The sequence below is a fragment of the Sphingobacterium sp. 18053 genome, assembly GCF_902706145.1.
Lineage (GTDB): Bacteria > Bacteroidota > Bacteroidia > Sphingobacteriales > Sphingobacteriaceae > Sphingobacterium > Sphingobacterium paramultivorum.
Genome location: NZ_CACSJW010000009.1, coordinates 199936 through 223813 on the forward strand (window position 1 = coordinate 199936; position 23878 = coordinate 223813).

Consider the following 23878-nt stretch of genomic DNA (forward strand, 5'->3'; position numbering starts at 1 on the left):
AAAAGTAAATAAAATCTATATTTTTAGGTCATCAATAAAAGGAACGTATTTTGCTTCTGCTGATTGTCGTTACGTGATATTTGGTAAGCAAGTACAATCCGAGCGATACGTTGTTGCGGTGTATGGAAATAAAAAATGCTAGATAAATGAAGAATTTTTTCTTGTGCTTTCTTTTGGCTATTGGTATTACAGTACCATCGGTAGCCCAAAATGCGAGCTTGAATAAACAACAGACCATGGCTTATATTAATAAGCTATATAAGGTTGCTTACCATTATAAGGATACAAAAATTGATACGGTGACGGTAGACGGGAAGGTGTTAACAGTCTTTCTTTCCAGTGGCCAGCATTTTCGAAGTGATATTGCCAAATCAGATGTACTTGTCATCGCAAGAGTAAAATCTGGTTATCAAATTCGATTTAAGTCCTCGCCAAGTACGGATGAAATTTTATGGGCAATTCAAACGGAAGAGGATGCCAAACGTCTGAAAAATGCGTTGGAGCATCTGATTAAAATCGTAAAAACCGAAAAAAAGACAGATCCTTTTGGCAGTTAAGTCATATAGACGGGCTGATCCGATAGGTAATAGAATGTTCGGCAAGGTATGAGCTTGCCGAACTGAATAGAGAAAGTAGTAGGGCTTGCACATGGATATGTGTTGAGGATTGCTGAGGGGGTAACCAAATGCCTACTAGATATAAAGACGATTGGCTTCATGGCCGAAATTGAAGTGGCTGTTGAAACCATCGATTGTAAATCACATCGTTTATACTAATTTAAGGTGTTTACATAAATTCAGGGTTAAAATGTTGTTATCTTATTGTAATTAAGTGGGTTGCCTGTTTGTTTCCGAATGATCTTATTTCTCCTGTTGATGAATTTATTTCCCGGGAGTACCTTTATCCTCTTTCCAAGCTTATATTTCCGAGATAGCTGCTATTCATGCTTCGATTAGTCCCGTCAGCTGCAATAAAACCTAGATATAGATGATATGTATCACTTTGGGTTGGTTTCGGTATTTGAATAGATTCTTGTAAGTCCATAATGTAATTATTAAGTAGAACACCTTGTGAAGCGTTTATTGGATTCTCAGGAATGAGGAGTACCAAGGTTCGGAAATCTGTCAGATCTTCATGTAAGAGTTTTTCGGAGTTTTTTAGTTCCCAAGTGATATGGATAGTTTCGTTCAACAATTGAAATGTTGCCCCTGTGATCTCTTCATCCAAACCTCGGCTTAGGGCAATCTTTTCGTAATCGATATGAAAATCTTCATCGTCTTTTTGCATGGCATGGTGAAGGTTGTAGGACATCGCAGCATTATAAGCTGTCATATTCTTGGCGTAGGTTGAAAAGCCGAGCCGTATGACTTTCGTGTAAGGGCTTAAGAATTGTTGCATAAGTCCAAATTTGTTTCGATTGTTTACTTCCTTTTCAGAAAGCGCTCTTTTTTTATTCACTCTCGGAAGAGACCTGACGTAATTGATCTCTTTCCACTTACAAAAAACTACAGGTCCCACTTTGCCTGAAGGCGGACCATTTACACCCTGCGTTACATTTGCCATAGTATCAAATTAAATGTGTAGGGCTACTAACACACAACGAATAGATAAGTTTGGTTTAATACATTGAATAATTGTAAATAGCATGTTACCTAATAGGGAGCTAATAGGTGCTTAAGACGGCTTCATCCGAATGAGGTCCCTATAAGGTCCCTATCAAATCCCTTTTAGGGAATTATTTTTTGGGGATGAGATCGCTTGTTGCTGACTTAATGGTTTGCACAAAAAAGCAGATCCGAGGAATGATCTGCTTTGAATGATATGTATTAGAAGTTGGCTGCTATATTAACCTATTAGTAAGGTAAATATTGGGATCAAGGCAACCATAGAAATCATCATTGTAATACGTTTTTGAAGATATAAACTAATAGACAAGATCAATTCGCTATGTTCAACGCTTTTTATTTTCCCCCCATTATTGAGCGAAGAAGGTTTGATTTCGACAACTTCCCCTTGCTCGTTCTCAATTTGCCAGGAGGTCATCCACATATTTTTTGATCTCCACGTGTATTTTTTATCGATTAGGCTAATAGTGGCCTTACTTGTCCAGGTATCATATTCAATATCGCCAATCAGTTCATTGTTTTGATTTCGAATCTCCGTGTATGGGTTGAAAAATCCCTTATTTTTGAAACGAAACTGATCGTTATGGATAGAAACATGAGCGTCCAGATTCCAATTGATAGATTCTAAACTTCCTATAACTGCTTCATTGCGGTAGAGGGTTGATTTAGTTCCGAACAAATTATTCTTCCAGTTGTAAATTGATTTCTTTTCCATGCCTGTTTATGTTTATAAGTTTATTTTAATTCATTAGTATTCGGGCTGTCCGTTTTGTTACAACTTGCGGAAATATTTTTTATGGCCTATTATGGTTATTGGCAGGTGGGGTCATTCTACCTAACATGTTAGATGTCTGCGAAAAAATCCTTATTTTTACCGATAAAATCACATCGAATTGACACATCAGGAAAAGTCGAGCCAGATTAGGAGGGAAATAAATCTCTCCTATCAGCAGCTGAAAGGAATGTACCCCATCTTAAAAAGTCAGAACAGTATCGGAATGGCCATATTTGCACTAGCGATCCTAGGCATTGTTGTTGTATCGATAGCTTGGTCTCGCGCTCTTGTTCCGGCTTGGCTTATGATTGTCAGTAATGCCTTTTTTATGGGTGTTTTACATGAAATAGAACATGATCTGATTCATTGGCTTTATTTTAAAAGACAAAAAGTGGTTCATCATTTTATACTTTTTAGTGTATGGATATTACGCCCATTGACTGTCAATCCCTGGATACGCAGGACCTTGCATCATCATCATCATAAATTTTCGGGTACCTTACATGATGTTGAGGAACGTAGTGTGACGAATGGCGAGCAGTGGTCTATCAAACGTTTGGTAACAACAGCCGATGTTGTATTGGGCGGGCTCTTTCGACTGCATCGGATGTTTAATGATATGGACAAAGAGGTGAAAAAAGGGAATCTAAAATTGGAGACTTCTTCAAAACTAAAACGGATTATGTTTTTAAGCATTGTTCCAGTGACGATTTTTGCACATGTGATCTTATATTTCTTCTTTGCAGACCTATTATTTGATTGGTTAAGAGTGGTGTTTGGGGTGAATTTGAGTTTTCCACACTATGTTGATAACATGTTGATAAGTCTACATTGGATCATTTATGTTATTCTATTACCAAACTTATTACGCCAATTCTGTTTACATTTTATTACGTCAAACATGCATTATTTTGGCGATGTCGAAGCTGGAAATGTGATTGAGCAGACGCAGGTATTGACAGTTTGGTGGACTTTTCCGATGCAATTGTTTTGTTTCTTTTTCGGGTGGACACATAGTATCCATCATTTTGTCGTCAATGAAACATTTTACGTACGTCATATCGGCCGTAAGAAGGCACAAGAAATCTTACGGAAGTATGGGGTTCGTTTTAATGATTTGGGAACATTTAGAAGGGCGAACCGTTTTCGAGAACTTTCCAACAAAGAGGTTTAGTACTTTTTGTTTACCTCTTTTTACGATAGGTTTTATAGTTACCGTGCTGCTGATAGACAAGGGCCCCCTCTTCACAGTAGTTTGATAGGTAAACAGAGAATTTGTTGCTTTGGCTTTTGTCCATACCCAATTGGATCAATACCTCCGAAACACGTCGTGCTGAGTGGAAAAAATCCGAATGATAGACGAGGTCATCCAGTTTTTTGCTTAACGTGATTCTTTCCTGCGCATCGGGAGGTAGGGAGTAGGGAGAATTAAAGACAATATCATGCTGAAAAAATATCGTTGGTTGAACTTCTAGGCTACGACATAAGGTTAAAAAATTTGTGAGCGTTAAGTCTTTTCCCTTTTCTATGCCATTGAGTGTTCCTGTTGAAATGCCCGTTAGATGGGATAGATCCCGCAGTGAATAATATAGATCATTTCGTTTAGCGCGAAAGCGTAAACCAATTGTTTCCAGTAATGCCTTGTCTTCATCCGTCATACAACGAATTGAATGACAATTTGCGCAAAATATAGTTTATTATTTTGTTAAAAAATTTGTGTTTATTGTTTTTTGTTTTATATTTGTTGTAACAGATGTTTTTAATCGAGAATTGTTTCGTGAAAGTCTATGTTGGATCAAATATCGGATAGGAACGAATCTTTCTCACGATTAATAAATAGACTCTACGTCACCGTCCTGTGTAAAATAACCATTATAACAAGTTGTTATCCTTAGAATACAGGAAATGAAAAATAAGTGGATATTGTCAATTTACCTGGCTTCGGTTTCCAAGAATCCGTCAAGTTCCGCCGGAGCCGTGGTAAATTGTTCAGTACGTCAGCACAATGACCGAAATTTTGGTCATATTCTACCAGATTGTGTATGACGACACAAGTCGACTTGCCCAGCTTCGGTTTCCAAGAATCCGTCAAGTTCCGCCGGAGCTGTGGTGAGTTGCATGTTATCGGCCACTCATAAAATAATAAATCAAATAAAATACAATCAATACACATACTGCAATAATAAGCGTACGTTTGAGATTTCGACCAGCAGGTTCATCATCTTTTTCCTCAATGGCAACGTCAGGTAGTTTCTCTTCCTGTTTTTGATCGCTATATTCTGGGTTATCATATTTATTTTCCATCACTCAAATTGTTTGTTATTGTAAGTAGAACAGCAGCGGACTGTAAATCGTTGAGTTGGTATATTTTTAATTCATATAAAAAAACATACTTTGGAGCGCTGGGTCTGGGGTGTGAATAAATAAAACGGTAAAGCATTGTGTTTTTTCGAGTATTTGCATACATTGCGGTTATATTTAACGCGACAAACCTAAACAACCTGTAAACGCTATGTTTACAAATGATTTTGCGTTGAACGAAGTCTATAATAAATAATTGAGCACTAAATGAAAAGAAGAACTCTTATCGGAACATTGGTAGCTGGATGTATGATGTTGGCTGTTAGTCCAACATTTGCACAACAGAAAGCTGCAAAAAAGGAAATTGGTCTACAGTTATATTCTGTACGCGAAGAAATCGGGAAAAACCCGAATTTCGACCAGATTCTACAAAAGATCTCAGCATTGGGTTATACAGGAGTGGAAGCCGCTGGATACAAGGATGGTAAATTATATAACTTGAGCCCACAAGAGTTTAAGGCAAAAGTAGAAAAAGCTGGAATGAAAGTAATTTCATCACACGCAACGAAGACTTTATCAGAGAAAGAGTTAGCCTCTGGAGATTTTACAGAATCGCTAAAATGGTGGGACGAATGTATTGCTACACATAAGGCAGCGGGAATGAAATACATTGTTACGCCTTGGATGGATGTGCCTAAAACACTTAAGGATTTGGAAACGCAATGTCGCTACCTCGATGCTGTGGGTGCGAAATGCCGTCAGCAAGGAATCGTATACGGATACCACAACCACTCGCATGAGTTTAGAAAAGTGGAGGATAAGGTGATGTACGATTATATGTTAGAGCATACAAATCCTGAGAATGTATTTTTCGAGATGGACGTGTATTGGGCTGTAATGGGACAAGTTAGTCCTGTTGATTATTTCAATAAATATGCCGGCAGATTCAAGGCTTTGCACATTAAGGATCATCGTGAAATTGGTCAAAGTGGTATGGTCGGTTTTGATGCAATTTTTAACAATTCAAAAGTTGCTGGCCTGCAATATATTTTTGTTGAGCTGGAAGAAACACGTAACGATATTTACACCGGTTTACAACAAAGTATCGATTATCTAAAAAAAGCTTCTTTTGTAAAAGCTAGCTACTTAAAATAGCCGGAAATCGGGAGAAAATTGACCCAGTTGAGACAATTCTCCGTTTGATAGATTTATTATTTTTCGTTAACTTGAATGTAATAAAAAGGGATTTTTTATTGGATTAAATTAGACCATATGAAACGGATTATTGTTGCTACAGACTACGCTGAAGAGGCCGAACATGCCTTAAAGTTTATTATGGAAGTTTTTGCAGGAAAAGAATACGAGCTCGTTTTATTTTCTCTTCAAAATCCTTCCATCCATGCGATGAACGCTCGACTTTCTCCCGATTCTATGTTCAAGATTTTTGAACATCAAAGTAAAGTTTTACGACGTAAAGCCGAGGCTGTTACTGCCGAAAGTGGAGTTTTGACTATTCCTTATCTCGCAGCAGGCTTGTTTTATGACCAAATTACCAAGTGCATCCATGAGACGAATGCCGATTTGTTGGTGATGGGAATGGCTAAACGTTCCTTTGATCAAGATATGCTTGGTAATACGACCACGGCAGCCATTAGTAAGTTAAAAATACCAATCCTTTCAGTTCCGCTAGGCGCAAAATTTACGGGTCTGGAGCATATTCTTTTTGCCTGTGACATTGTTCGTGGTGTGCAAAAGGAAATTCTTGAAAAAGTAAAGGATTTTGCAGCTGAGTTTGGTGCGGTACTGGAGGTACTCAACATTCGTAAAACAGTGGAGCAGCTAAATGAGGAAAAAGGAAAAGAAACAAGGGAAACCATCAACGATGTGATGGGAATCGTAAGTTATTACTACAAAAATGTAACGTCCAATGAGGTCGTAAAAGCTATCCGGGATGAGGTAAAAGAAAGCAGTACAGATCTGCTGGTTATGATCCCCTATAAGTACGGTTTTTGGAGCTCATTGACCCATCGAAGTAAGACTCGTATGATGGCCTCGGGGCTGGATGTTCCTTTGCTGACAATCTCGATCTAATTCTTTTTAACTATAAAAGCCCAGGTGAGCTGAGATCAACTGGGCTTTATCTTGATTGTATTTATTGAAATAGAGGGAGTATCTTATCCCAAATTTGCTGGTAGGCTTTATTGTCACGGACGATTCCCTTATCTTCATCATAATAATTAGGTGCGTCAAAACTCCCTCCTTTACGCCTTTCTATTGAAAATATATTTAGAACTATTTTTGATCTTTTAGCTTGTAAAGGGCTGATCAGGAAGTTGAAAATTAATTTTTCTCCCTCTTTATTGCTTAGGAGATTCTTGTTTTCAAGATACGTACTGGTTTGAATAAATCCCGAAGTCCGATCGAGCTGTACAATAAAATAACCACCATCCTGAAGCACTTGTATTATCTTGTTGTATGCCGAATCACTTGCGATCGGGATAGTTTTAGTACGGTCTGGATTTTGTGCCAACAGGGGGCTGGAAAAGACCAATAGATAAGCAATCAACATCAAGGAGAATTGGATTAAATGTTTCATATTACCGAATTATAGATCTTATCAAGTTAATACTTTAATTTAACAATTTTATTTTTGGTGACAGCTACTTAGGTCGTCACGTTGTTATTTAATTCGTATACCTAATATTTTTAGACTACGTTCTTCCTGATCTAAGGTTGCTATATTGGGTAAGTTAGCCCATTCCTTGAAACCCATTTTTTCAAATAATGCAATGCTTGGAAGATTGTGTGCAAAGATAAATCCCAACAAAGTATGTACGCCTAAATCTGGAGCTTTATCAATGCAGTACTGGAGAATCTGTTTACCCAGGCCTCGACCTCGCTGCTGTTCGTCCAAATAGATACTGATTTCTACCGTTGCATCATAAGCTGGGCGACCATAGAAAGATTGAAAACTTACCCAACCAAGTATCTGGTTATTTTCATCTTCTATCAGCCACAGGGGTCTTTTCGAAGCGTTATGTTCGTCAAACCATTTTTGTCTACTGGCAACAGATACTGGGGCATTGTCTGCAGTAACCATGCGAGAGGCTATTGTAGAATTGTATATTTCTACTATGCGTGGTAAATCATGTTGTGCTGCGTCGCGAAATTTTAATTGATTCATGGTTTGTACTGTTTAATTGTTGTTTACTGTTTGGTTTGATTCTAATGCCCAAGCTAAAAAGCCATTCATTACCTCGTTCCAATGGGGCTTGTTGTAATCGGGCCGGCCATCGTTCTGAACTTCAAAATAATTGTGTTCCTGATTATAATAGCGTTTTATAGTTAAGTTGCTTTTCTGATTTTTTATAAAATAAAGAGGTACTAAATCATTTAATTCAGATACAATGTCTTCTGTACCGAAGACGAGATAGATTGGTTTATTAAAGGCCAATAGTTCGTCAATAGCAGGTTGCGAAAATGACTTCCAGGAACGCAAATTGGGATTGTTTTTTAATTTTTCTGGATTGTTGGCATCTTTATAAAATGCATAGGTTTGTTCAATTTTTTGAGCGGCCTGTTGCCAGGAAATTTTTCCTTTTTGAACATCGCGTTTTGCTTGTCGTATATCTTGGTCTATTCGTCCGAATATATTTGTTCCTGATAGGCCTAATTTACTTACTTTTTTATAGCGGTAAGCTAATTTGGAGGCTACGTGTCCACCCTGAGAGTGACCGAATACAACTAATTGTGAATTATCGACCCAAGGTTGTCCGCTAAGATAATCTAATACTGAAACGGCTCGGTCTACATAATTATCTAGATAGTCTGCTTTTTGGTACGCTATACTCGGGGTATTTTTATCTTTTGAGTCACCATAATACCAATAAGAGTCATTAAGCTGAGATTCGTCGACGATAACTGGAGTTTCTGGCATTGAAATAACGACGAGATGATACGACTTAATAATATCCTGGTAGTTAAAGTTCGTTAATCCTCCTCCAAAAAGACTTAATCCCTCTTTTTTGTAATTAAAGTATAGCGGCAAGGGTAACGATCCCTGACAAAATAAAAACAGAGGTTTCTTAATTTGTGGATCAGGATCAATGACTAAAAAATCAATTTTACCGTTCGGGTTGTCAAGTTCAAAAAGGGAGGATTCATTATTGACGACGCTGATATTCTGTCCGAAGATAGCTTGTGTTGCGAATAGCAAGCAGATAAAAAGAATGAATTTCATGAAGATCGGCTATGTATTAAATCTGTTTTTGTCAAACTTAGATAAATTGCTTTTTATATGCAATACAATTACACTTCATAAAGGTAACAATTCATAGATGTGTGACATTTCTTGCTGCGCTTCTGACTCGTTCATAAGGGTCACAGGGGTAAATTGCACGATTTCTGTGTTTTATGAGTAAAATTTACACCAATTTGAACAAATATTTCACTATATAGTGTTATTTTTTTCTCATCTTAGATCATTCAACGAAGAGACATCAGCGTTATTGATGATAGATCTTAGCGAAATAGCTTGTCTTTTCGTTTAGTTATACAGGAACTTTTCTAAGCAGGAATTTTTCACCGAGTTCCGGTCGCCATAAAATCACTAAAAAATTATCTAAGAAGGATCTAGGGATGAGATTGGCTAGCAGCTATGCTGTAGCTACTTTTTTGAATACAACGAATCAATTATGAACGCATTGCAAGCTGTACCTAAAATCCGAATCCGTTCAATGGATGTTATGCGTGGTTTCACGCTGTTCTTGATGTTATTTGTCAATGACTTGTTTATTCCGGGTGTACCTAAATGGCTGGTTCACTCGGAAGCAGATGAGGACGGAATGGGATTGGCGGATTGGGTATTTCCGGGATTTCTTTTTATGGTTGGAATGGCAGTGCCTTATGCTGTTGCGGCCAGGGAAAAGATAGGTTCATCGACAACGGTCATTTTTGTCCATATTCTGATCAGAACATTAAGTTTATTGCTTATTGGTGTATTGATACTGAATGGTCCGCGAGTTGATCCACAGCTGACGGGGATGTCGCATTTGTTGTGGTTGGGACTGCTGTATGTATTCGTTTTTCTGATTTGGAATCATTATCCGAAGGACATGCAATATCAGTCCATTTATAAGGGGCTGCGTGCAGTTGGTATTATGGGGATTATTTATCTCCTGTATATTTTCAAAGCGTCGGATGGAAAAGGCTTGGAAGTAGGGTGGTGGGGGATTTTAGGGCTGATTGGATGGGGATATTTTGCCGCGGCTTCTATTTTCTTATTGAGCAGGGGAAAGATAATTGTGGTTGTATGTGGTTGGTTGGTGTTTTTGGTACTCAATATGCTGAGCCAAGTGGGATTTAAAGTTGAATTCCCTGGTGCCGGAAGATACTTACATGTTCTTCTAGCTGGCAATATACCCTGTATTGTGCTGTCCGGAACAACCATAGGGATGCTTATGAAACGTTATGCGGCAACTCCGCGGGTATTGTTGCGTTTTTTGCTGGTTATTGGTTTGATTTGGCTAGTTGCAGGTTTTGTATTGCGTTTTTGGTTTATTTTATCCAAAATCCATGGTACGCCGAGTTGGGCATTGGTTTGTTGCGGGATTAGTGTATTGCTTTTGATACCACTTTATTATTTCATTGATGTGAAAGGCTACCATCGCGGGATAGGATTGTTTGAGGAGGCCGGAAAGAACTCATTAACGACCTATCTTGCTCCTGATCTGATCTACTTTGTCTGTTGGGGTTTTCATCTACCACTATTCTTCTATAAACAATCGGATTATATGAGCTTAGCTATTGCTGGTTCATTGCTTTGGGCTTTAGCCATGTTGTGGTATGCAATCTTGCTGAAGAAGCTACATATTTATCTGAAACTTTAGTTAGCGAGTAAGCATCAAATGTGAATGCTTTACCGATTATATTTTAGGACGATCAATATCATCTAGAAACAAAATAAAAGGCTATTATGGAATGTAAATTGAAATCAATATTTGGTCAGACCTTCACTGTTCTGTTATTGACATTATTGTTGTATCCTAGTGTAAGTTGTGCACGAGCGAAAAACAAAAAAGTTGTTATCGCCTATGTCACTTCCTGGTCTAAAGTGATGCCTGATCCGACTTATCTGACGCATATCAATTATGCTTTTGCACATGTCAGCGACAGCTTTGACGGCCTACGTATAGATAATGAATCCAGATTGAAGGCTATTACGGATCTTAAGAAAACACATCCACATCTCAAGGTATTGCTGTCCGTTGGCGGCTGGGGAAGCGGTCGGTTTAGCGAAATGGCTGCTAATGAATCTAATCGGCAAAAGTTTGCCAAAGACTGCTTGCGTGTGATGAGGGCGTTTAATCTTGATGGTATTGATATCGACTGGGAATATCCAACGAATTCTTCTGCGGGGATCTCGTCTTCTTTAGCGGATACGGAGAATTTCACCTTGCTCATGCACGATATCCGCAAGGCTATTGGTAAGAAGAAACTGTTGACTTTGGCTTCTGTTGCGAACGGTAAGTATATTGCTTTTGACAAGATTAAGAATGATGTGGATTTTGTCAATATCATGACTTATGATTCGGGTCATCCGCCTTATCATCACGCGAGTTTGCACCGTTCACCTTTATCTGGACATACAACTTGTGTGGACGCCGTTAAGGCCCATATCGAGGGCGGTATGCCTGTTGAAAAATTGGTGCTGGGAATTCCATTCTATGGTCGGGGCAATAAAACTGAAGTCAAGGGTTTTATCGATTATAAAGATCTGCTTTCACTTCAGGGCTTTGAGCAGAAATGGGACGATGAGGCTAAGGCGCATTATCTTGTCAACGATAAAGGGGATTTTGTACTGACTTATGAAACGCCAGAATCGATTGCACTTAAATGCGATTATGTACACAGGACAGGACTACTCGGTGCGATGTACTGGGAATACGCGGGAGATACAGCAGGAGGTGTCTTACGGGATGCCGTCTACAAAGGTATTCTAGAATAAACAAAAAAGCCTAACGTGAGTTAGGCTTTTTTGTTTGTGGAGCTGGAGAGATTCGAACTCTCGTCCAGTCATGGTACTGTATACGCTTTCTACATGTTTAGCTTCTCTTTAATTGTCGAGCGAGGGAAGGTGAGTCGCTTACCTATACCGTACGCCGTAGTTGCTGTTTCTCACAAGTGCTTAGCAACATCACACTTGCCAGTTCTATTGTTCGATGCCCCGAATGTTAAACCAAAGAACAGGATCTAACGGGACAAATAGCTATGTTAAGTCTAACTTAAGCAGCTAAGGCGTAGTTTTCTTCGCCAGTTATAATTCTGAAAGTTCAGATTAAAGTGCTCTACTAACAACGCACTACATGCTTACATAACCGTCTCCATCCTGTCAATTCCGGTCAACCCCAATTATGTCTTACAAAGGTACTATTTTTTTGCTTAATCAGCAAGATGTGTCGTGTTCTGACCTAATGTCTCGCTATTTGGTTGGAAACAAATGAGATAGTTTCTGTATTTGCCTGATGAAAGCATGAGAATAGCAAAAGTTCATGATAGCGTCCAAACCAGAGGTACATTCAGATAACTGTTTGCACCTAATTGTTTGCACAGAAATTTATCGGTGAACAACAAAGTTATGGTTGAAAAAAAGCTGGATATAAAATCCAGCTTTTTTATTATTTGATCAATCCAATTATTTGATCAATCCAGCCCTTTTCAACAAAGGTTCTACCGAAGGTTCTTGTCCGCGAAAACGTTTGTAAAGGACCATTGGATGTTCGGTTCCACCTTTTGAAAGAATATTATCCTTGAATTTGGTTGCGATTTCCTTATTGAAAATGCCGTTTTGTTTAAAGTAGTCAAATGCATCGGCATCCAGTACTTCGGCCCATTTATAGCTGTAATAGCCCGAAGAATAACCGCCATTGAAAATATGGGAGAAGGCCGTGCTCATGGCATTTTCCTTGACATCGGGATAGAGTTTTGTCGAGGCAAACTGTTCATCTTCGAATGCTTTCAGATCCGAGATCGCTGTTGGATCCTGTCCATGCCAGCCCATATCCAATAGACCAAAGCTCAATTGGCGCATTGTTGCCATACCCTCAAGAAATGAAGCGCTTTCGCGGATCTTTTCGACAAGTTCAATCGGGATCACTTCGCCAGTTTCATAGTGTTTGGCAAATAGCTCAAGAGCTTCTTTTTCGTAGCACCAGTTTTCCATCACCTGACTCGGTAACTCGACAAAATCCCAATATACAGAGGTTCCAGATAGTGTAGGATAAGTGCTATCAGCTAGCATACCATGTAGGGCATGTCCAAATTCGTGAAATAATGTGGTCACTTCCTGAAAGGTCAACAGCGAGGGTTTTGAAGCTGTAGGACGCGTAAAATTGCAAACAATGGAGACATGTGGACGTTCTTGTTTACCCTGTTGAATGTACTGTGGTTTGAAAGAGGTCATCCAGGCCCCATTTCTCTTTCCTTTACGCGGGAAGAAATCGGCATAGAAGATAGCGACTAATTCACCGTTGTCTTTACTGACCTCAAATGTTTGTACTTCTTCGTGGTAGGTATCTATTGTATCGACTTCCTTGAAGTTGATGCCAAACAAGCGATGGGCTACTTCAAATGCACCTTGTAAGACATTTTCGAGTTTGAAATAAGGTTTGAGCTTTTCATCGTCCAAATTAAAGCGTTCTTTTTTCAACTTTTCGGCATAATAGGCACCATCCCATTTTTCCAATTGGTCTATGCCATGCATGTTTTTTGCAAATTGAGATAATTCTGCAAATTCTTTCACTGCTGCTGGTTTCGCTTTTCCAAGTAGATCATTTAGGAATTCGGTGACTTTACTTGGGTTTTGCGCCATACGTTCGGCAAGGACAAAGTCTGCATGGGTGGCGTAGCCTAATAATTTGGCCCGTTCGAAGCGCAGTTTTACAATTTTAAGGACATTGTCCACGTTGTTGTGCTCGTTGTCCTGAAAAGCTTTGCGGCCTGCGGCGAGGGTAATTTCTTTGCGAAGTTCCCGATTGTCGGCATAAGTGACAAAAGGAAGATAGCTCGGGAAATCCAGGGTAAAAAGCCAGCCTTCTTTTTCGTTGGCTTTAGCCAAAGCATGTGCAGCCTCTACAGCACCCTCTGGAAGTCCGGCAAGATCTTTTTCGTCTGTTACCAACAGCTGATAGGCATTGGTTTCGGCGAGGACATTCTCTCCGAATTTCAATTTTAAAAGCGATAGCTCGGCATCTATTTCGCGAAGCTTTTCTTTTTGTTCATCATTCAAAAGTGCACCGTTGCGCACAAAATCCTTATAGGATTTTTCCAATAAGGTGGTTTGCTCTGCTGTTAATGTCAGTTGATCCTTCTGATCGTATACAGCCTTAACCCTTTTGAAAAGATCGAAATTTAAGGTGATATCATTGCCTAAAGCAGATAGTTTTGGGGCGACATCCTGTGCGATCTTTTCGAGATCAGCATTGGTTTCAGCGGAATGGAGATTGAAAAAGATATTGGACAAACGATCTAGTGTCTGTCCTGAGTAGGACATAGCAGCGATGGTATTGTCAAAAGTTGCCGTTTCGGGATTGTTGACGATAGCATCGACTTCATCTTTTGTCTTCTGAATAGCTTCATCAAATGCAGGAATATAATCTTCGTTTTTTATCTGTGAAAACGGAGCCGTGTCATGCTGCGTTTTAAATTTCTCTGTTAAAATACTCATAGGAGTAAATGTAATAAATATTTATTTCAAGCGATAACATCTGCTTAAATTATGGGGCTGAGATGATATTTGACCGAATAGGCGTTTAGGCTGTGTCGAAAATTTAGGGGAAAATTGGAACTGAAAAAAAAAAGAGCTCCTCTGAGCTCTTTTTTTATTTGGATAGGAGATTAGGCTAGTTTTCCTAATGCTTCTTTGATTCTTTTTAAAGCTTCGATCAAACTTTCGTCTGAAGCTGCATAAGACAAGCGGATGTAATTGTCGTTACCGAATGAATCTCCACCTACTGTAGCTACGTGACCAACATTCAATAAGTACAATGCCAAATCAGATGAGTTTTTAATGACATTACCATCTTGGTCTTTTTTACCAAAGAACGAAGAGATTTCTGGGAAGAAATAGAATGCACCCTCTGGAAGATTTGTTCTTACGCCAGGGATTTCAGTCAATAGATCGTATACCAATTGGCGACGACGAGCGAAAGCTTCTTTCATTTTGTTGACAGATTCTAATCCTTGTTCATAAGCGACGATACCCGCACGTTGAGAAATTGAACATGTACCTGAGGTTGTCTGTCCTTGTAATTTATCATTCGCGGCAGCAATGGTTTTGTTGGCAGCGATATAACCTAAACGCCATCCCGTCATTGCAAATGCTTTTGAAAAGCCATTGATGATAATTACTCTATCTTTGATGCTTTCAAATTGTGCGATGGATTCGTGTTTGTCTACAAAGTTGATATGTTCGTAGATTTCATCGGATAGGATAAATACCTGTGGATGTTTTTCGAAAACTTTAGCTAATGCAGCCAATTCATCTTTGCTGTAAACTGTTCCTGTGGGGTTGTTTGGCGAAGAGAACATAAACAATTTGGTTTTTGGTGTAATTGCCGCTTCCAATTGTGCTGGTGTAATCTTAAAGTTATTGTCGATCTCTGTATTGATAAATATCGATTTTCCTTCTGCTAAAATGACCATTTCGGAGTATGATACCCAATATGGTGTTGGGATAATTACCTCATCACCTGGGTTGATCAAAGTCAAAATTACATTAGACAGGGATTGTTTTGCACCTGTAGAAACAACAATTTGAGAGATGTCATAATCTAAATTGTTTTCTGTCTTCAACTTGTTTACAATTGCCTGGCGCAATTCAGGGTATCCCGGTACCGGCGAATAACGCGTCCAGTTTTCATCTAGGGCTTTCTTCGCTGCATCTTTTACATGCTCAGGCGTGTTGAAATCAGGTTCACCTACGCTAAGGCTAATTACATTAACGCCTTTTGCTGCTAATTCGCGGCCCAACTTGGTCATTTTAAGTGTAGCCGATTCGGACAAATTATTTATCCTGTCTGATAAGTATGATGATGTGCTCATGGTAAGACAAAGATATTACATACGTTGCAAATAATCTTCTTTATTTTTGAGAATTTACAAAGAAAAGTAGCTCTTTTATTGGGCTTTTTTAATAAAAGGACTGTTGAAGCGATTTAGCACAGTTATTTAATTGATCCCTGACGTTGGATGTTCAAAACTAATCGTTCTGATTTGTCGTTATATCTTTACCTTTGCGCTCACAAAAATGTTGGCTGGCCCTCATTTCATCATTTGCTCATAGAAGGTTTCATATAGAAGATAAGCATCATGTCAAGACAAAGAAGATTGGTTTTATTATCACTTTTTACGGGAATAGGTTTGATGATTGTGAAATTTTTTGCCTACTTTTTAACGGACTCCAGTGCAATCTTTACAGATGCGGCAGAGAGTATCGTTAATGTGATTGCTTCGGGTTTTGCATTTTATAGTATTTATCTTTCGGCGCAGCCTAAGGATGAGAATCATCCCTACGGGCATGGTAAAGTGGAGTTCTTTTCGGTGTTTTTGGAAGGTGGACTTATTTTTATCGCCGGCGCCATTATCTTAGCCAAGGCTTGTTACAATCTTTTCTTTCCTGCAGCGTTAACACACCTTGAACAAGGGATTTATCTGATCGGTATTACATCTGTGATAAATTTTGCAGTAGGATTCTATATCATGAAGCGTGGACGTGCATTGGGCTCCATTACCTTGGTGGCGGACGGAAAACATCTGCAGGTAGATGCCTATAGTACGGTCGGATTGATACTGGGTTTACTATTGATGAGACTGACAGGTTTCCAATGGATCGATGTGGTCATTTCAATTGTACTGGGGCTTTTTATCCTCTTCAATGGTTATAAGCTACTTCGCCAATCGATCGGTGGATTGATGGATGAATCGGATACAGCGCTCGTACAGGATGTCGTCGAAATCTTGGAGCGCAATCGGAAAGATGAATGGATTGATGTTCATAATCTTCGTGTACAGCGCTACGGGAACGAACTCCATGTGGATTGCCATCTCACACTACCCCGTTACCTTGACCTTATCCAGGTGCATGATGAAATTTCTGCTGTGGATAAGATTGTCAATAAGGAGATGTCGGTACGGACCGAATTTTTTGTTCATGCGGATCCTTGTCTTCCACAGTGCTGCCAATATTGTCAGGTCGACAATTGCCCAATTCGTTCGGAGCAATTTCGGGGACGAATTTCTTGGGACACAGACAATGTTACACGAAATCAGAAGCATTTTTTATATGCTATTGCTGAATAGCGAATGCAGTTTCTTCCGTTCTTAATAGGAATAGTGTCTGGTCTGATTTCTTCGCGTATAGTAAACTAAAAAAAAGCTAGTTTATATAAATATATATAAAAAAAGGTATCTTTGCCTTTTAGCAAAAGAGTTTAAAAATCCTATATGAAGCACATTCGTAATTTCTGTATTATTGCGCATATTGACCATGGCAAAAGTACTTTGGCAGACCGCCTTTTAGAGTATACCAATACCATCAGTCAGCGTGAGGCACAGGCACAATTACTTGATAATATGGATTTGGAACGTGAACGTGGTATTACGATCAAGAGTCACGCCATCCAAATGAATTATAAAAGAGATGGTCAGGAATATATCTTGAACCTGATTGATACCCCGGGGCACGTAGATTTTTCTTATGAGGTGTCGCGTTCAATTGCTGCCTGCGAGGGCGCTTTACTGATCGTTGATGCATCTCAAGGTATACAGGCGCAAACGATTTCAAATTTATATCTAGCATTGGAACATGATTTGGAAATTATCCCGATCCTCAACAAAATGGATCTTCCTGGTGCTATGCCGGAAGAAGTAAAAGATCAGATTGTGGATTTGATCGGTGGTGACCGTGATGCGATTATTCCTGCATCTGGTAAAACAGGTCTTGGTGTTCCGGATATTTTGGAAGCTATTGTGGACCGTATTCCGCATCCAGTGGGTAATTCTGATGGACCTTTGCAAGCCTTGATTTTTGACTCTGTTTTCAACTCATTCCGTGGTATCATGGCTTATTTTAAAGTTGAAAATGGTGAAATCCGTAAAGGTGATCGCGTGAAATTTGTTGCTACTGGGAAAGAATATTTTGCCGATGAAATTGGTACGTTGAAGTTGAATCAAGTACCCAAAGAAGTTATTAAGACCGGTGATGTAGGTTATATTATCTCTGGTATCAAGGAGGCACGTGAAGTGAAAGTAGGGGATACCATTACGCATAAGGATCGTCCTTGTTCTGAGGCTATCCAAGGGTTTGAAGAGGTGAAACCGATGGTCTTTGCGGGTATTTATCCTGTAGATACGGAGGATTACGAGGAGTTGCGTGAATCGATGCACCGTTTGCAGCTGAACGATGCTTCTTTGGTGTTTGAACCAGAGTCGTCGGCAGCCTTGGGCTTCGGTTTCCGTTGTGGTTTCTTGGGTATGCTTCACATGGAGATTATTCAAGAGCGCCTAGAGCGCGAGTTTGATATGACGGTTATCACGACAGTTCCCAACGTATCCTATAAGGCCTATATGACCAAAGATAAAGAGGAAGTGATCGTACATAATCCTTCTGATCTACCGGATCCAAGTAAATTGGATTCAATCGAAGAGCCATATATCAAAGCTAATATTATTACGAAATCGGATTTCGTTGGACCAATTATGTCGCTTTGTATCCAGAAACGCGGTACGATCATGAACCAGCATTATTTGACTTCGGATCGTGTTGAATTGGTTTTTGAAATGCCAATGGGAGAAATTGTATTTGACTTTTATGATAAGTTGAAAACAATCTCTAAAGGTTATGCTTCATTTGATTACCACCAGATTGGTTATCGCAAGTCAGATTTGGTAAAATTGGATATTCGATTGAACGATGAGCCAGTAGATGCCTTATCATCGTTGATACATCGGAGCAACGCGTATGATTTTGGTAAAAAGATCTGTGAAAAACTAAAAGAACTGTTACCACGTCAACAATTTGAAATTCGTATCCAAGCGTCAATCGGTGCAAAGATCATTGCCCGGGAGACGATCTCAGCTTTGCGTAAAGATGTTACGGCAAAATGTTATGGTGGTGATATCTCACGGAAGCGTAAGCTTTTGGAAAAACAAAAGAAAGGTAAGAAACGCATGCGTCAGGTTGGGAACGTAGAGATTCCGCAATCTGCATTTATGGCGGTATTGAAATTAGATTAATCAAAATAATACAATAATAAAGGAGCTCTTGGGCTCCTTTTAAATACAATAAAATCTCCTAAACATGAATCTATTAGATGGTAAACTAGTTTCCGAAAAAATTAAAGAGCAAATTGCGTTAGATGCGGCTGAATTTACTACACAGACTGGCCGTAAGCCACATCTGGTTGCTATCCTTGTGGGGAATGATGGTGGTAGCGAAACCTATGTAGCCAGCAAAATGCGCAACTGTCAACTGGTCGGCTTTGAATCAACAAACATTCGTTATGATGAAAACATAACAGAGGATGAATTGATCGCTAAGGTCAAAGAAATCAATCAGGATGAGTCTATCGATGGTTTGATTGTTCAGTTGCCTTTACCAAAACATATTGATCCGGATAAAGTTACCGAAGCAATTGATTACCGCAAAGATGTGGATGGTTTCCATCCGATCAACCTCGGACGTATGCAACGTAATCTTCCTTGTTTTATTCCAGCTACGCCATATGGTATTATGTTGATGTTGGATTATTATAAGATCGATACAGCAGGCAAGCACGCCGTAGTGGTTGGAAGAAGCAATATCGTAGGATCGCCAATGAGTATCTTACTGGCTCGTAATTCCAATCCAGGTAATTGTACTGTGACATTAACACATAGTCGCACAAAAGACCTTAAAACAGAGGTTTTGCGGGGTGATATCGTTGTTGCAGCAATCGGGAAGAAAAATTTTGTTACAGCGGACATGGTTAAAGATGGGGCGGTAGTAATTGATGTCGGTATTAATAGAGAAACTTCTACAGCAACGAAATCTGGTTTTAAGCTATATGGGGATGTTGATTTTGAAAATGTTGCTCCTAAAGCATCCTGGATTACACCTGTACCGGGGGGAGTTGGTTTAATGACGATCGTCGGTTTGTTGAAAAATACACTGGAAGCTGCGAAAGGAACGATCTATCCGAAGCAATAATTTTGTCTATTTGGCATAGAAGTTGTAAATTGATGTATGCGTGCTCTGATGGGCCGTTGAAAACTACACTCATAAATCAATTTATAATGAAGAAAATTGCACTTTTAGCAGTCGTAGCAGGAGCATTGGTAATGTCTTCTTGCAACAATTCGGAGAAAAAAGACACTACAGCGACAGATTCGGCAAAAACAGTCGGTGAGCATGTAGATGCCGCAATCGCAGATTTAAAAAATGCGGAGGAAAATGCTCGTTTAAAAGCAGAACAAGCGAAAAAGGATTTGGATGAAGCTATCGCAAAAGGTGATAAAGCCGCTGAAGAAAAAGCTCGCGTTGCCTCTGAAGAAGCCAATACTGCCTGGGAAAAAACAAAAGATGCATTGCGTAATGCCGGGGAGGATGTAAAAGAGGGATTGAAAGATGCAAAAGATGCGACTGTGGATGCGACAAACACGGCTGTTGATAAAACAAAAGATGCCGCAAAAAATGTCGCTGAAGGTACGAAGAAAGTTGCAAATGATGTTGCTACTGGAACCAAAGAGGCTGCTAAAGATGTAAAAGATGCTTCCAAAAAAGTAGGTGACGATATTAGTCGGAAAGCTAAAAATGTAGGTGAAGCGTTGAAAAATTAGTTGACGTATTTCATTTGAACTATAGGGAAGGGGAGCACTTTTTTGAGTGCCCCCCTTTTTTATATAACATATTTATAACATTGACTTAAATAGGCTTATTGGTAATAATCCCATAACAATTTGGAAAGCTTACGGGTAAGTACCTCCGCTTCATTTGTTTTTCCCCAGCTTTTATCTGTATTGTTCTTGGTGAAAATACTGAAAACGTAATCTCCTTTCGGTGCATTGACCAAAATGACCTCATTGCGTACGTCATCTAAAGAACCTGTTTTTGAAGCTGTTTTGACAGTGGATGGGATTTGTGATAGCCCTCTCTCATCGTAGAACATGTTGCCCATAAAACGATACATCTGATCGGAAGATTTTGGGGATACAACTTTGCCTTGTCGGATTAGTGTGACTAAGTCGGCCATTTCTTTTGGTGTAGTCTGGCCCCAACCATATCTTTCCCAATCTGGCTTCCGCCCCTCTGTCTGTGAGTTGACACGTGTGTGGGCCAGTTGAAGATCGCTCATTAATTTATTGATCGCGACACCTCCTCCTGCAAGCTTTTGATTCCAAATGCTGGTTACATTATCACTATAAGATAGCATAAGTGCAACCAAGGTTTTCAAGTCAACTTGTGTACTGTCCTTAAAAAACTGCATCAGCCCTGAGCCGCCATATTGTTGACTAGCACGGTAGAGCAGTTGCTGATCAAGTTGTAGTTCACCTTTTTCAATTTTATTAAAGATGCCGACTAAAATGGGGATTTTGACAATGCTTGCTGTAGGGAAAATGCTGTCGCCCTGGATGTTGACTTCTTTGTTTTTTTTGAGATGGTGTACATAAATGCCAACATCGCCTTGAAAACCCTGAATAAGCTGTTTTATCTGTGATTCGAGTTTTTTATCGGTAGCGGCTTTTTGCCCAAAGGACAGTAATGATAAGAATAGTAACGTAAATGATAGAAATATTTTGTGCATTGTGAAGATATAATATATGTTAAATGTGGTGGATAATAGTTATTTTTATTTTTTACAGGGCTTAAGTTATGAAATATCCATGATTCGTACGCACAGACATCGATGAAAAATAAACTGGATATTCTAGCAAGGACATTGAAAGACTGATTTTTGACTATGAAATTATTTATGATTTTGATCGGTTGTAAGCCGAAAAATAGACGGACAGAACAGCATGACATTTTCTTTGGTATTGGTAATGAGCTCAAGGACTTTGTCGATCCCATTAAAGATTTTTGGCCCGAGGCTGATGGTAAAATTCACATTGATGCGTACCGTGTTGTCCATAAGATTGGGGAATATGAAATTAAGGTTACTGAAAGGGGGAATGAACAGGCTATTGATTCGGAATTGAAGTTGTTTTTTGTCAATTTAGGTGGCTACAAACCGAATGAATTTGACGAGTTCCATTACAAAGAACTTATTGTTGCATCCAGTTTGGCCAAGGCGACTGAAAAGGCAAAACGTACTGTTTTTTGGAAGCATCACAGTTCGGCGCATATCGATGATAAGTATGGTTTGGATGTTGATGATATTTATGAGATAGAAGATTTGCTATTACCTCATTATAAAGAGCAGTATAGTATTCAAATTACGCCAAAGATCGGTCTAGAAGAGGATATCATTGCGAATGGATATTTTAAACTGAGTGCGCTATAATAAGAATGTGCTATTGGATTTCTTAACCATAAAAAAGGCTTCTTTATAAAGAAGCCTTTTTTATGGTTAACCAACCTTTTTTATGGTTAACCAACCTTTTGTTGGTTCTGATGTTGTTTTCTAATGACACTATGTTTTTTACCATATACAAAGTAAATCAATAAGCCTATAGCAAGCCAGACGGCTAAACGCTCCCAGCTTTCAATTGGCAATGAAGCCATCATTAAAATACAGACCAAGATACCCATTATTGGAACGAAAGGAACCAATGGTGTTTTAAATGGGCGCTCCAAATTAGGGTCTGTTTTACGTAGTACTAAAATACCTACACATACAAGGGTGAAGGCAAATAGGGTACCAATACTTACCATATGGCCAAGGTCAGAAACTGGAACGAAACCTGCAAATATACTTACGAATATCATGAAAATAGCATTTGTTTTCCAAGGAGTCTGTCTTTTGGATAGGTCCGAAAATATCTTTGGAAGCAAACCATCTTTACTCATCGAATAAAATACGCGGCTCTGACCAAGTAACATCACGAGAATAACTGAAGTGTATCCTGCAATAATCGTAATAATCAACGCTGTATTTAAGAAATGATATCCAGTTTTTGCAAAAGCTGTCGCAACAGGTTTTGCGTCACCTTTGAACATCGTATAATTTTCGATACCTGTCATTACATACGAGAACAAAACATACAAAACTGTACAGATTATTAATGAACCGATGATACCTATTGGCATACCCTTTTTCGGGTTTTTTGCTTCTTGGGCAGCTGTACTTACCGCATCAAAACCGATGAATGCAAAAAAGACAACCCCTGCAGCGCGCAATACACCACTGATACCAAAGTGACCGAAGTCATCACTCTTTAAAAATGACCAAAAGCTTTGTTGTCCACTTTTTACAAGCTCTTCACCTGCATTTACAGGGATAAATGGATCGTGGTTTGCAGGATTGATAAAGCTCCATCCCAAGGCGATAAAAATCAATACAACACTGACTTTTAGGATAACCAATATATTGTTTACACGGGATGATTCCTGTGTGCCACGCATCAGCAATAGCGATAGTAAACAAACAATAATGATAGCAGGTAAGTTGACCACTCCACCTTCCCAAGGGCCTTTGAGTAGGGTGTCAGGGAGCTGGATATGGAATATCATCAGAAGCTGGTTGAAATATTGGGACCAGCTAACGGCTACTGTAGCTCCTGCTAGTGCATATTCTAGGACGAGATCCCAGCCGATAATCCAGGCAACAAATTCACCCATTGTGGCGTAGGAATATGTATAAGCACTTCCTGCAACAGGGATCATAGAGGCAAATTCGGCATAACAAAGACCTGCGAAGCCACAGCCTACTGCTGCGATAATGAAAGATAGGATAACAGCTGGCCCTGCATTTTCAGCAGCGGCAATCCCTGTTAGGGAGAAAAGTCCTGCTCCAATGATGGCCCCAACACCCAAGGCTATAAGGCCCGAGCTGGACAGTGTCCTCTTTAGCGTGTGTTCACCATTTTCATTTGCTTCAGCAATGAGTTGAGGAATCGATTTTTTAAATAGCATAGGATTAATTCTTTACGATTATTTAGCTTTTTAATTGTTTAATTAATGTCAAATATAAATGATCTCAAT

At 39.2% G+C, this 23878-nt stretch carries 22 protein-coding genes and 1 other RNA gene; 11 read left to right on the forward strand and 12 right to left on the reverse strand.

Features of this window, described 5'->3' with window-relative positions:
• Nucleotides 1-146: 146 nt before the first annotated feature.
• The gene (locus GVK91_RS21150; protein WP_075994065.1) at nucleotides 147-557 is read left to right on the forward strand and encodes a hypothetical protein; all 411 of its coding nucleotides are present in this window, start codon (nucleotides 147-149) and stop codon (nucleotides 555-557) included.
• Nucleotides 558-900: 343 nt separating this feature from the next.
• Here the strand turns inward: GVK91_RS21150 and GVK91_RS21155 are convergent, their stop codons facing one another.
• Together GVK91_RS21155 and GVK91_RS21160 are read right to left on the reverse strand one after the other, a co-directional pair.
• Complete coding sequence (locus GVK91_RS21155) at nucleotides 901-1563, reverse strand: DUF6266 family protein (RefSeq protein WP_159731215.1); 663 nt, start codon at nucleotides 1561-1563, stop codon at nucleotides 901-903.
• Between the two features lie 282 nt (nucleotides 1564-1845).
• On the reverse strand, nucleotides 1846-2340 hold the full coding sequence (locus GVK91_RS21160) for a hypothetical protein (protein WP_159731217.1): 495 nt from the start codon (nucleotides 2338-2340) through the stop codon (nucleotides 1846-1848).
• A gap of 178 nt (nucleotides 2341-2518) precedes the next feature.
• Here GVK91_RS21160 and GVK91_RS21165 point away from each other — a divergent pair, with 178 nt between their 5' ends.
• Nucleotides 2519-3574: a fatty acid desaturase gene (locus GVK91_RS21165; RefSeq protein ID WP_159731219.1), complete on the forward strand. Its 1056-nt coding sequence runs from the start codon at nucleotides 2519-2521 to the stop codon at nucleotides 3572-3574.
• A 10-nt stretch (nucleotides 3575-3584) separates the two neighbouring features.
• Here the strand turns inward: GVK91_RS21165 and GVK91_RS21170 are convergent, their stop codons facing one another.
• The gene (locus tag GVK91_RS21170; protein WP_159731222.1) at nucleotides 3585-4058 is read right to left on the reverse strand and encodes a helix-turn-helix domain-containing protein; all 474 of its coding nucleotides are present in this window, start codon (nucleotides 4056-4058) and stop codon (nucleotides 3585-3587) included.
• 463 nt (nucleotides 4059-4521) lie between these two features.
• Nucleotides 4522-4704, reverse strand: a complete 183-nt coding sequence (locus GVK91_RS21175; protein ID WP_153846837.1) for a hypothetical protein — start codon at nucleotides 4702-4704, stop codon at nucleotides 4522-4524.
• A gap of 264 nt (nucleotides 4705-4968) precedes the next feature.
• Between GVK91_RS21175 and GVK91_RS21180 the strand changes: the two genes are divergently transcribed.
• Nucleotides 4969-5856: a sugar phosphate isomerase/epimerase gene (locus GVK91_RS21180; protein WP_153846838.1), complete on the forward strand. Its 888-nt coding sequence runs from the start codon at nucleotides 4969-4971 to the stop codon at nucleotides 5854-5856.
• A 117-nt stretch (nucleotides 5857-5973) separates the two neighbouring features.
• A complete protein-coding gene (locus GVK91_RS21185; RefSeq protein WP_159731224.1) occupies nucleotides 5974-6792 on the forward strand; it encodes a universal stress protein in 819 nt (272 codons plus the stop codon).
• A gap of 61 nt (nucleotides 6793-6853) precedes the next feature.
• Here GVK91_RS21185 and GVK91_RS21190 read toward each other — a convergent pair whose 3' ends face one another.
• The 3 genes from GVK91_RS21190 to GVK91_RS21200 form a co-directional block, all read right to left on the reverse strand.
• Entirely contained in the window at nucleotides 6854-7297 is a 444-nt protein-coding gene (locus GVK91_RS21190) for a hypothetical protein (protein WP_159731226.1), read from the reverse strand.
• A gap of 84 nt (nucleotides 7298-7381) precedes the next feature.
• Nucleotides 7382-7885, reverse strand: a complete 504-nt coding sequence (locus GVK91_RS21195; protein WP_159731228.1) for a GNAT family N-acetyltransferase — start codon at nucleotides 7883-7885, stop codon at nucleotides 7382-7384.
• A 12-nt stretch (nucleotides 7886-7897) separates the two neighbouring features.
• Complete coding sequence (locus GVK91_RS21200; protein ID WP_159731230.1) at nucleotides 7898-8941, reverse strand: alpha/beta hydrolase fold domain-containing protein; 1044 nt, start codon at nucleotides 8939-8941, stop codon at nucleotides 7898-7900.
• A 454-nt stretch (nucleotides 8942-9395) separates the two neighbouring features.
• Between GVK91_RS21200 and GVK91_RS21205 the strand changes: the two genes are divergently transcribed.
• Together GVK91_RS21205 and GVK91_RS21210 are read left to right on the forward strand one after the other, a co-directional pair.
• A complete protein-coding gene (locus GVK91_RS21205) occupies nucleotides 9396-10589 on the forward strand; it encodes a DUF5009 domain-containing protein (RefSeq protein WP_159731232.1) in 1194 nt (397 codons plus the stop codon).
• 86 nt (nucleotides 10590-10675) lie between these two features.
• Nucleotides 10676-11707, forward strand: a complete 1032-nt coding sequence (locus tag GVK91_RS21210; protein ID WP_159731234.1) for a glycoside hydrolase family 18 protein — start codon at nucleotides 10676-10678, stop codon at nucleotides 11705-11707.
• Between the two features lie 34 nt (nucleotides 11708-11741).
• Here the strand turns inward: GVK91_RS21210 and ssrA are convergent.
• The 3 genes from ssrA to GVK91_RS21225 form a co-directional block, all read right to left on the reverse strand.
• Nucleotides 11742-12109, reverse strand: a transfer-messenger RNA (tmRNA) gene (gene ssrA, locus GVK91_RS21215).
• 285 nt (nucleotides 12110-12394) lie between these two features.
• Nucleotides 12395-14425 (reverse strand): M3 family metallopeptidase, encoded by a 2031-nt coding sequence (locus tag GVK91_RS21220; protein ID WP_159731236.1) that lies wholly within the window; start codon nucleotides 14423-14425, stop codon nucleotides 12395-12397.
• A 170-nt stretch (nucleotides 14426-14595) separates the two neighbouring features.
• The gene (locus GVK91_RS21225) at nucleotides 14596-15801 is read right to left on the reverse strand and encodes a pyridoxal phosphate-dependent aminotransferase (protein ID WP_227550235.1); all 1206 of its coding nucleotides are present in this window, start codon (nucleotides 15799-15801) and stop codon (nucleotides 14596-14598) included.
• Nucleotides 15802-16068: 267 nt separating this feature from the next.
• Between GVK91_RS21225 and GVK91_RS21230 the strand changes: the two genes are divergently transcribed.
• The 4 genes from GVK91_RS21230 to GVK91_RS21245 all read left to right on the forward strand — a co-directional run bounded on the left by GVK91_RS21230 (nucleotide 16069) and on the right by GVK91_RS21245 (nucleotide 20574).
• Entirely contained in the window at nucleotides 16069-17058 is a 990-nt protein-coding gene (locus GVK91_RS21230) for a cation diffusion facilitator family transporter (protein ID WP_153846845.1), read from the forward strand.
• Between the two features lie 144 nt (nucleotides 17059-17202).
• On the forward strand, nucleotides 17203-18993 hold the full coding sequence (gene lepA / locus GVK91_RS21235; protein WP_153846846.1) for a translation elongation factor 4: 1791 nt from the start codon (nucleotides 17203-17205) through the stop codon (nucleotides 18991-18993).
• A gap of 64 nt (nucleotides 18994-19057) precedes the next feature.
• Entirely contained in the window at nucleotides 19058-19945 is an 888-nt protein-coding gene (locus tag GVK91_RS21240; RefSeq protein ID WP_088162834.1) for a bifunctional 5,10-methylenetetrahydrofolate dehydrogenase/5,10-methenyltetrahydrofolate cyclohydrolase, read from the forward strand.
• An 86-nt stretch (nucleotides 19946-20031) separates the two neighbouring features.
• On the forward strand, nucleotides 20032-20574 hold the full coding sequence (locus GVK91_RS21245; RefSeq protein ID WP_088162833.1) for a hypothetical protein: 543 nt from the start codon (nucleotides 20032-20034) through the stop codon (nucleotides 20572-20574).
• A gap of 95 nt (nucleotides 20575-20669) precedes the next feature.
• On the opposite strand, the gene GVK91_RS21250 is transcribed toward GVK91_RS21245, so the two are convergent.
• The gene (locus tag GVK91_RS21250) at nucleotides 20670-21539 is read right to left on the reverse strand and encodes a serine hydrolase (RefSeq protein WP_153846847.1); all 870 of its coding nucleotides are present in this window, start codon (nucleotides 21537-21539) and stop codon (nucleotides 20670-20672) included.
• A 156-nt stretch (nucleotides 21540-21695) separates the two neighbouring features.
• Between GVK91_RS21250 and GVK91_RS21255 the strand changes: the two genes are divergently transcribed.
• Nucleotides 21696-22238 carry a DUF1543 domain-containing protein gene (locus GVK91_RS21255; RefSeq protein WP_200845676.1) on the forward strand — a complete coding sequence of 181 codons (543 nt, stop codon included), beginning with the start codon at nucleotides 21696-21698 and terminating at the stop codon, nucleotides 22236-22238.
• An 86-nt stretch (nucleotides 22239-22324) separates the two neighbouring features.
• Here GVK91_RS21255 and GVK91_RS21260 read toward each other — a convergent pair whose 3' ends face one another.
• A complete protein-coding gene (locus GVK91_RS21260) occupies nucleotides 22325-23809 on the reverse strand; it encodes an amino acid permease (RefSeq protein ID WP_159731238.1) in 1485 nt (494 codons plus the stop codon).
• Nucleotides 23810-23878: the final 69 nt, after the last annotated feature.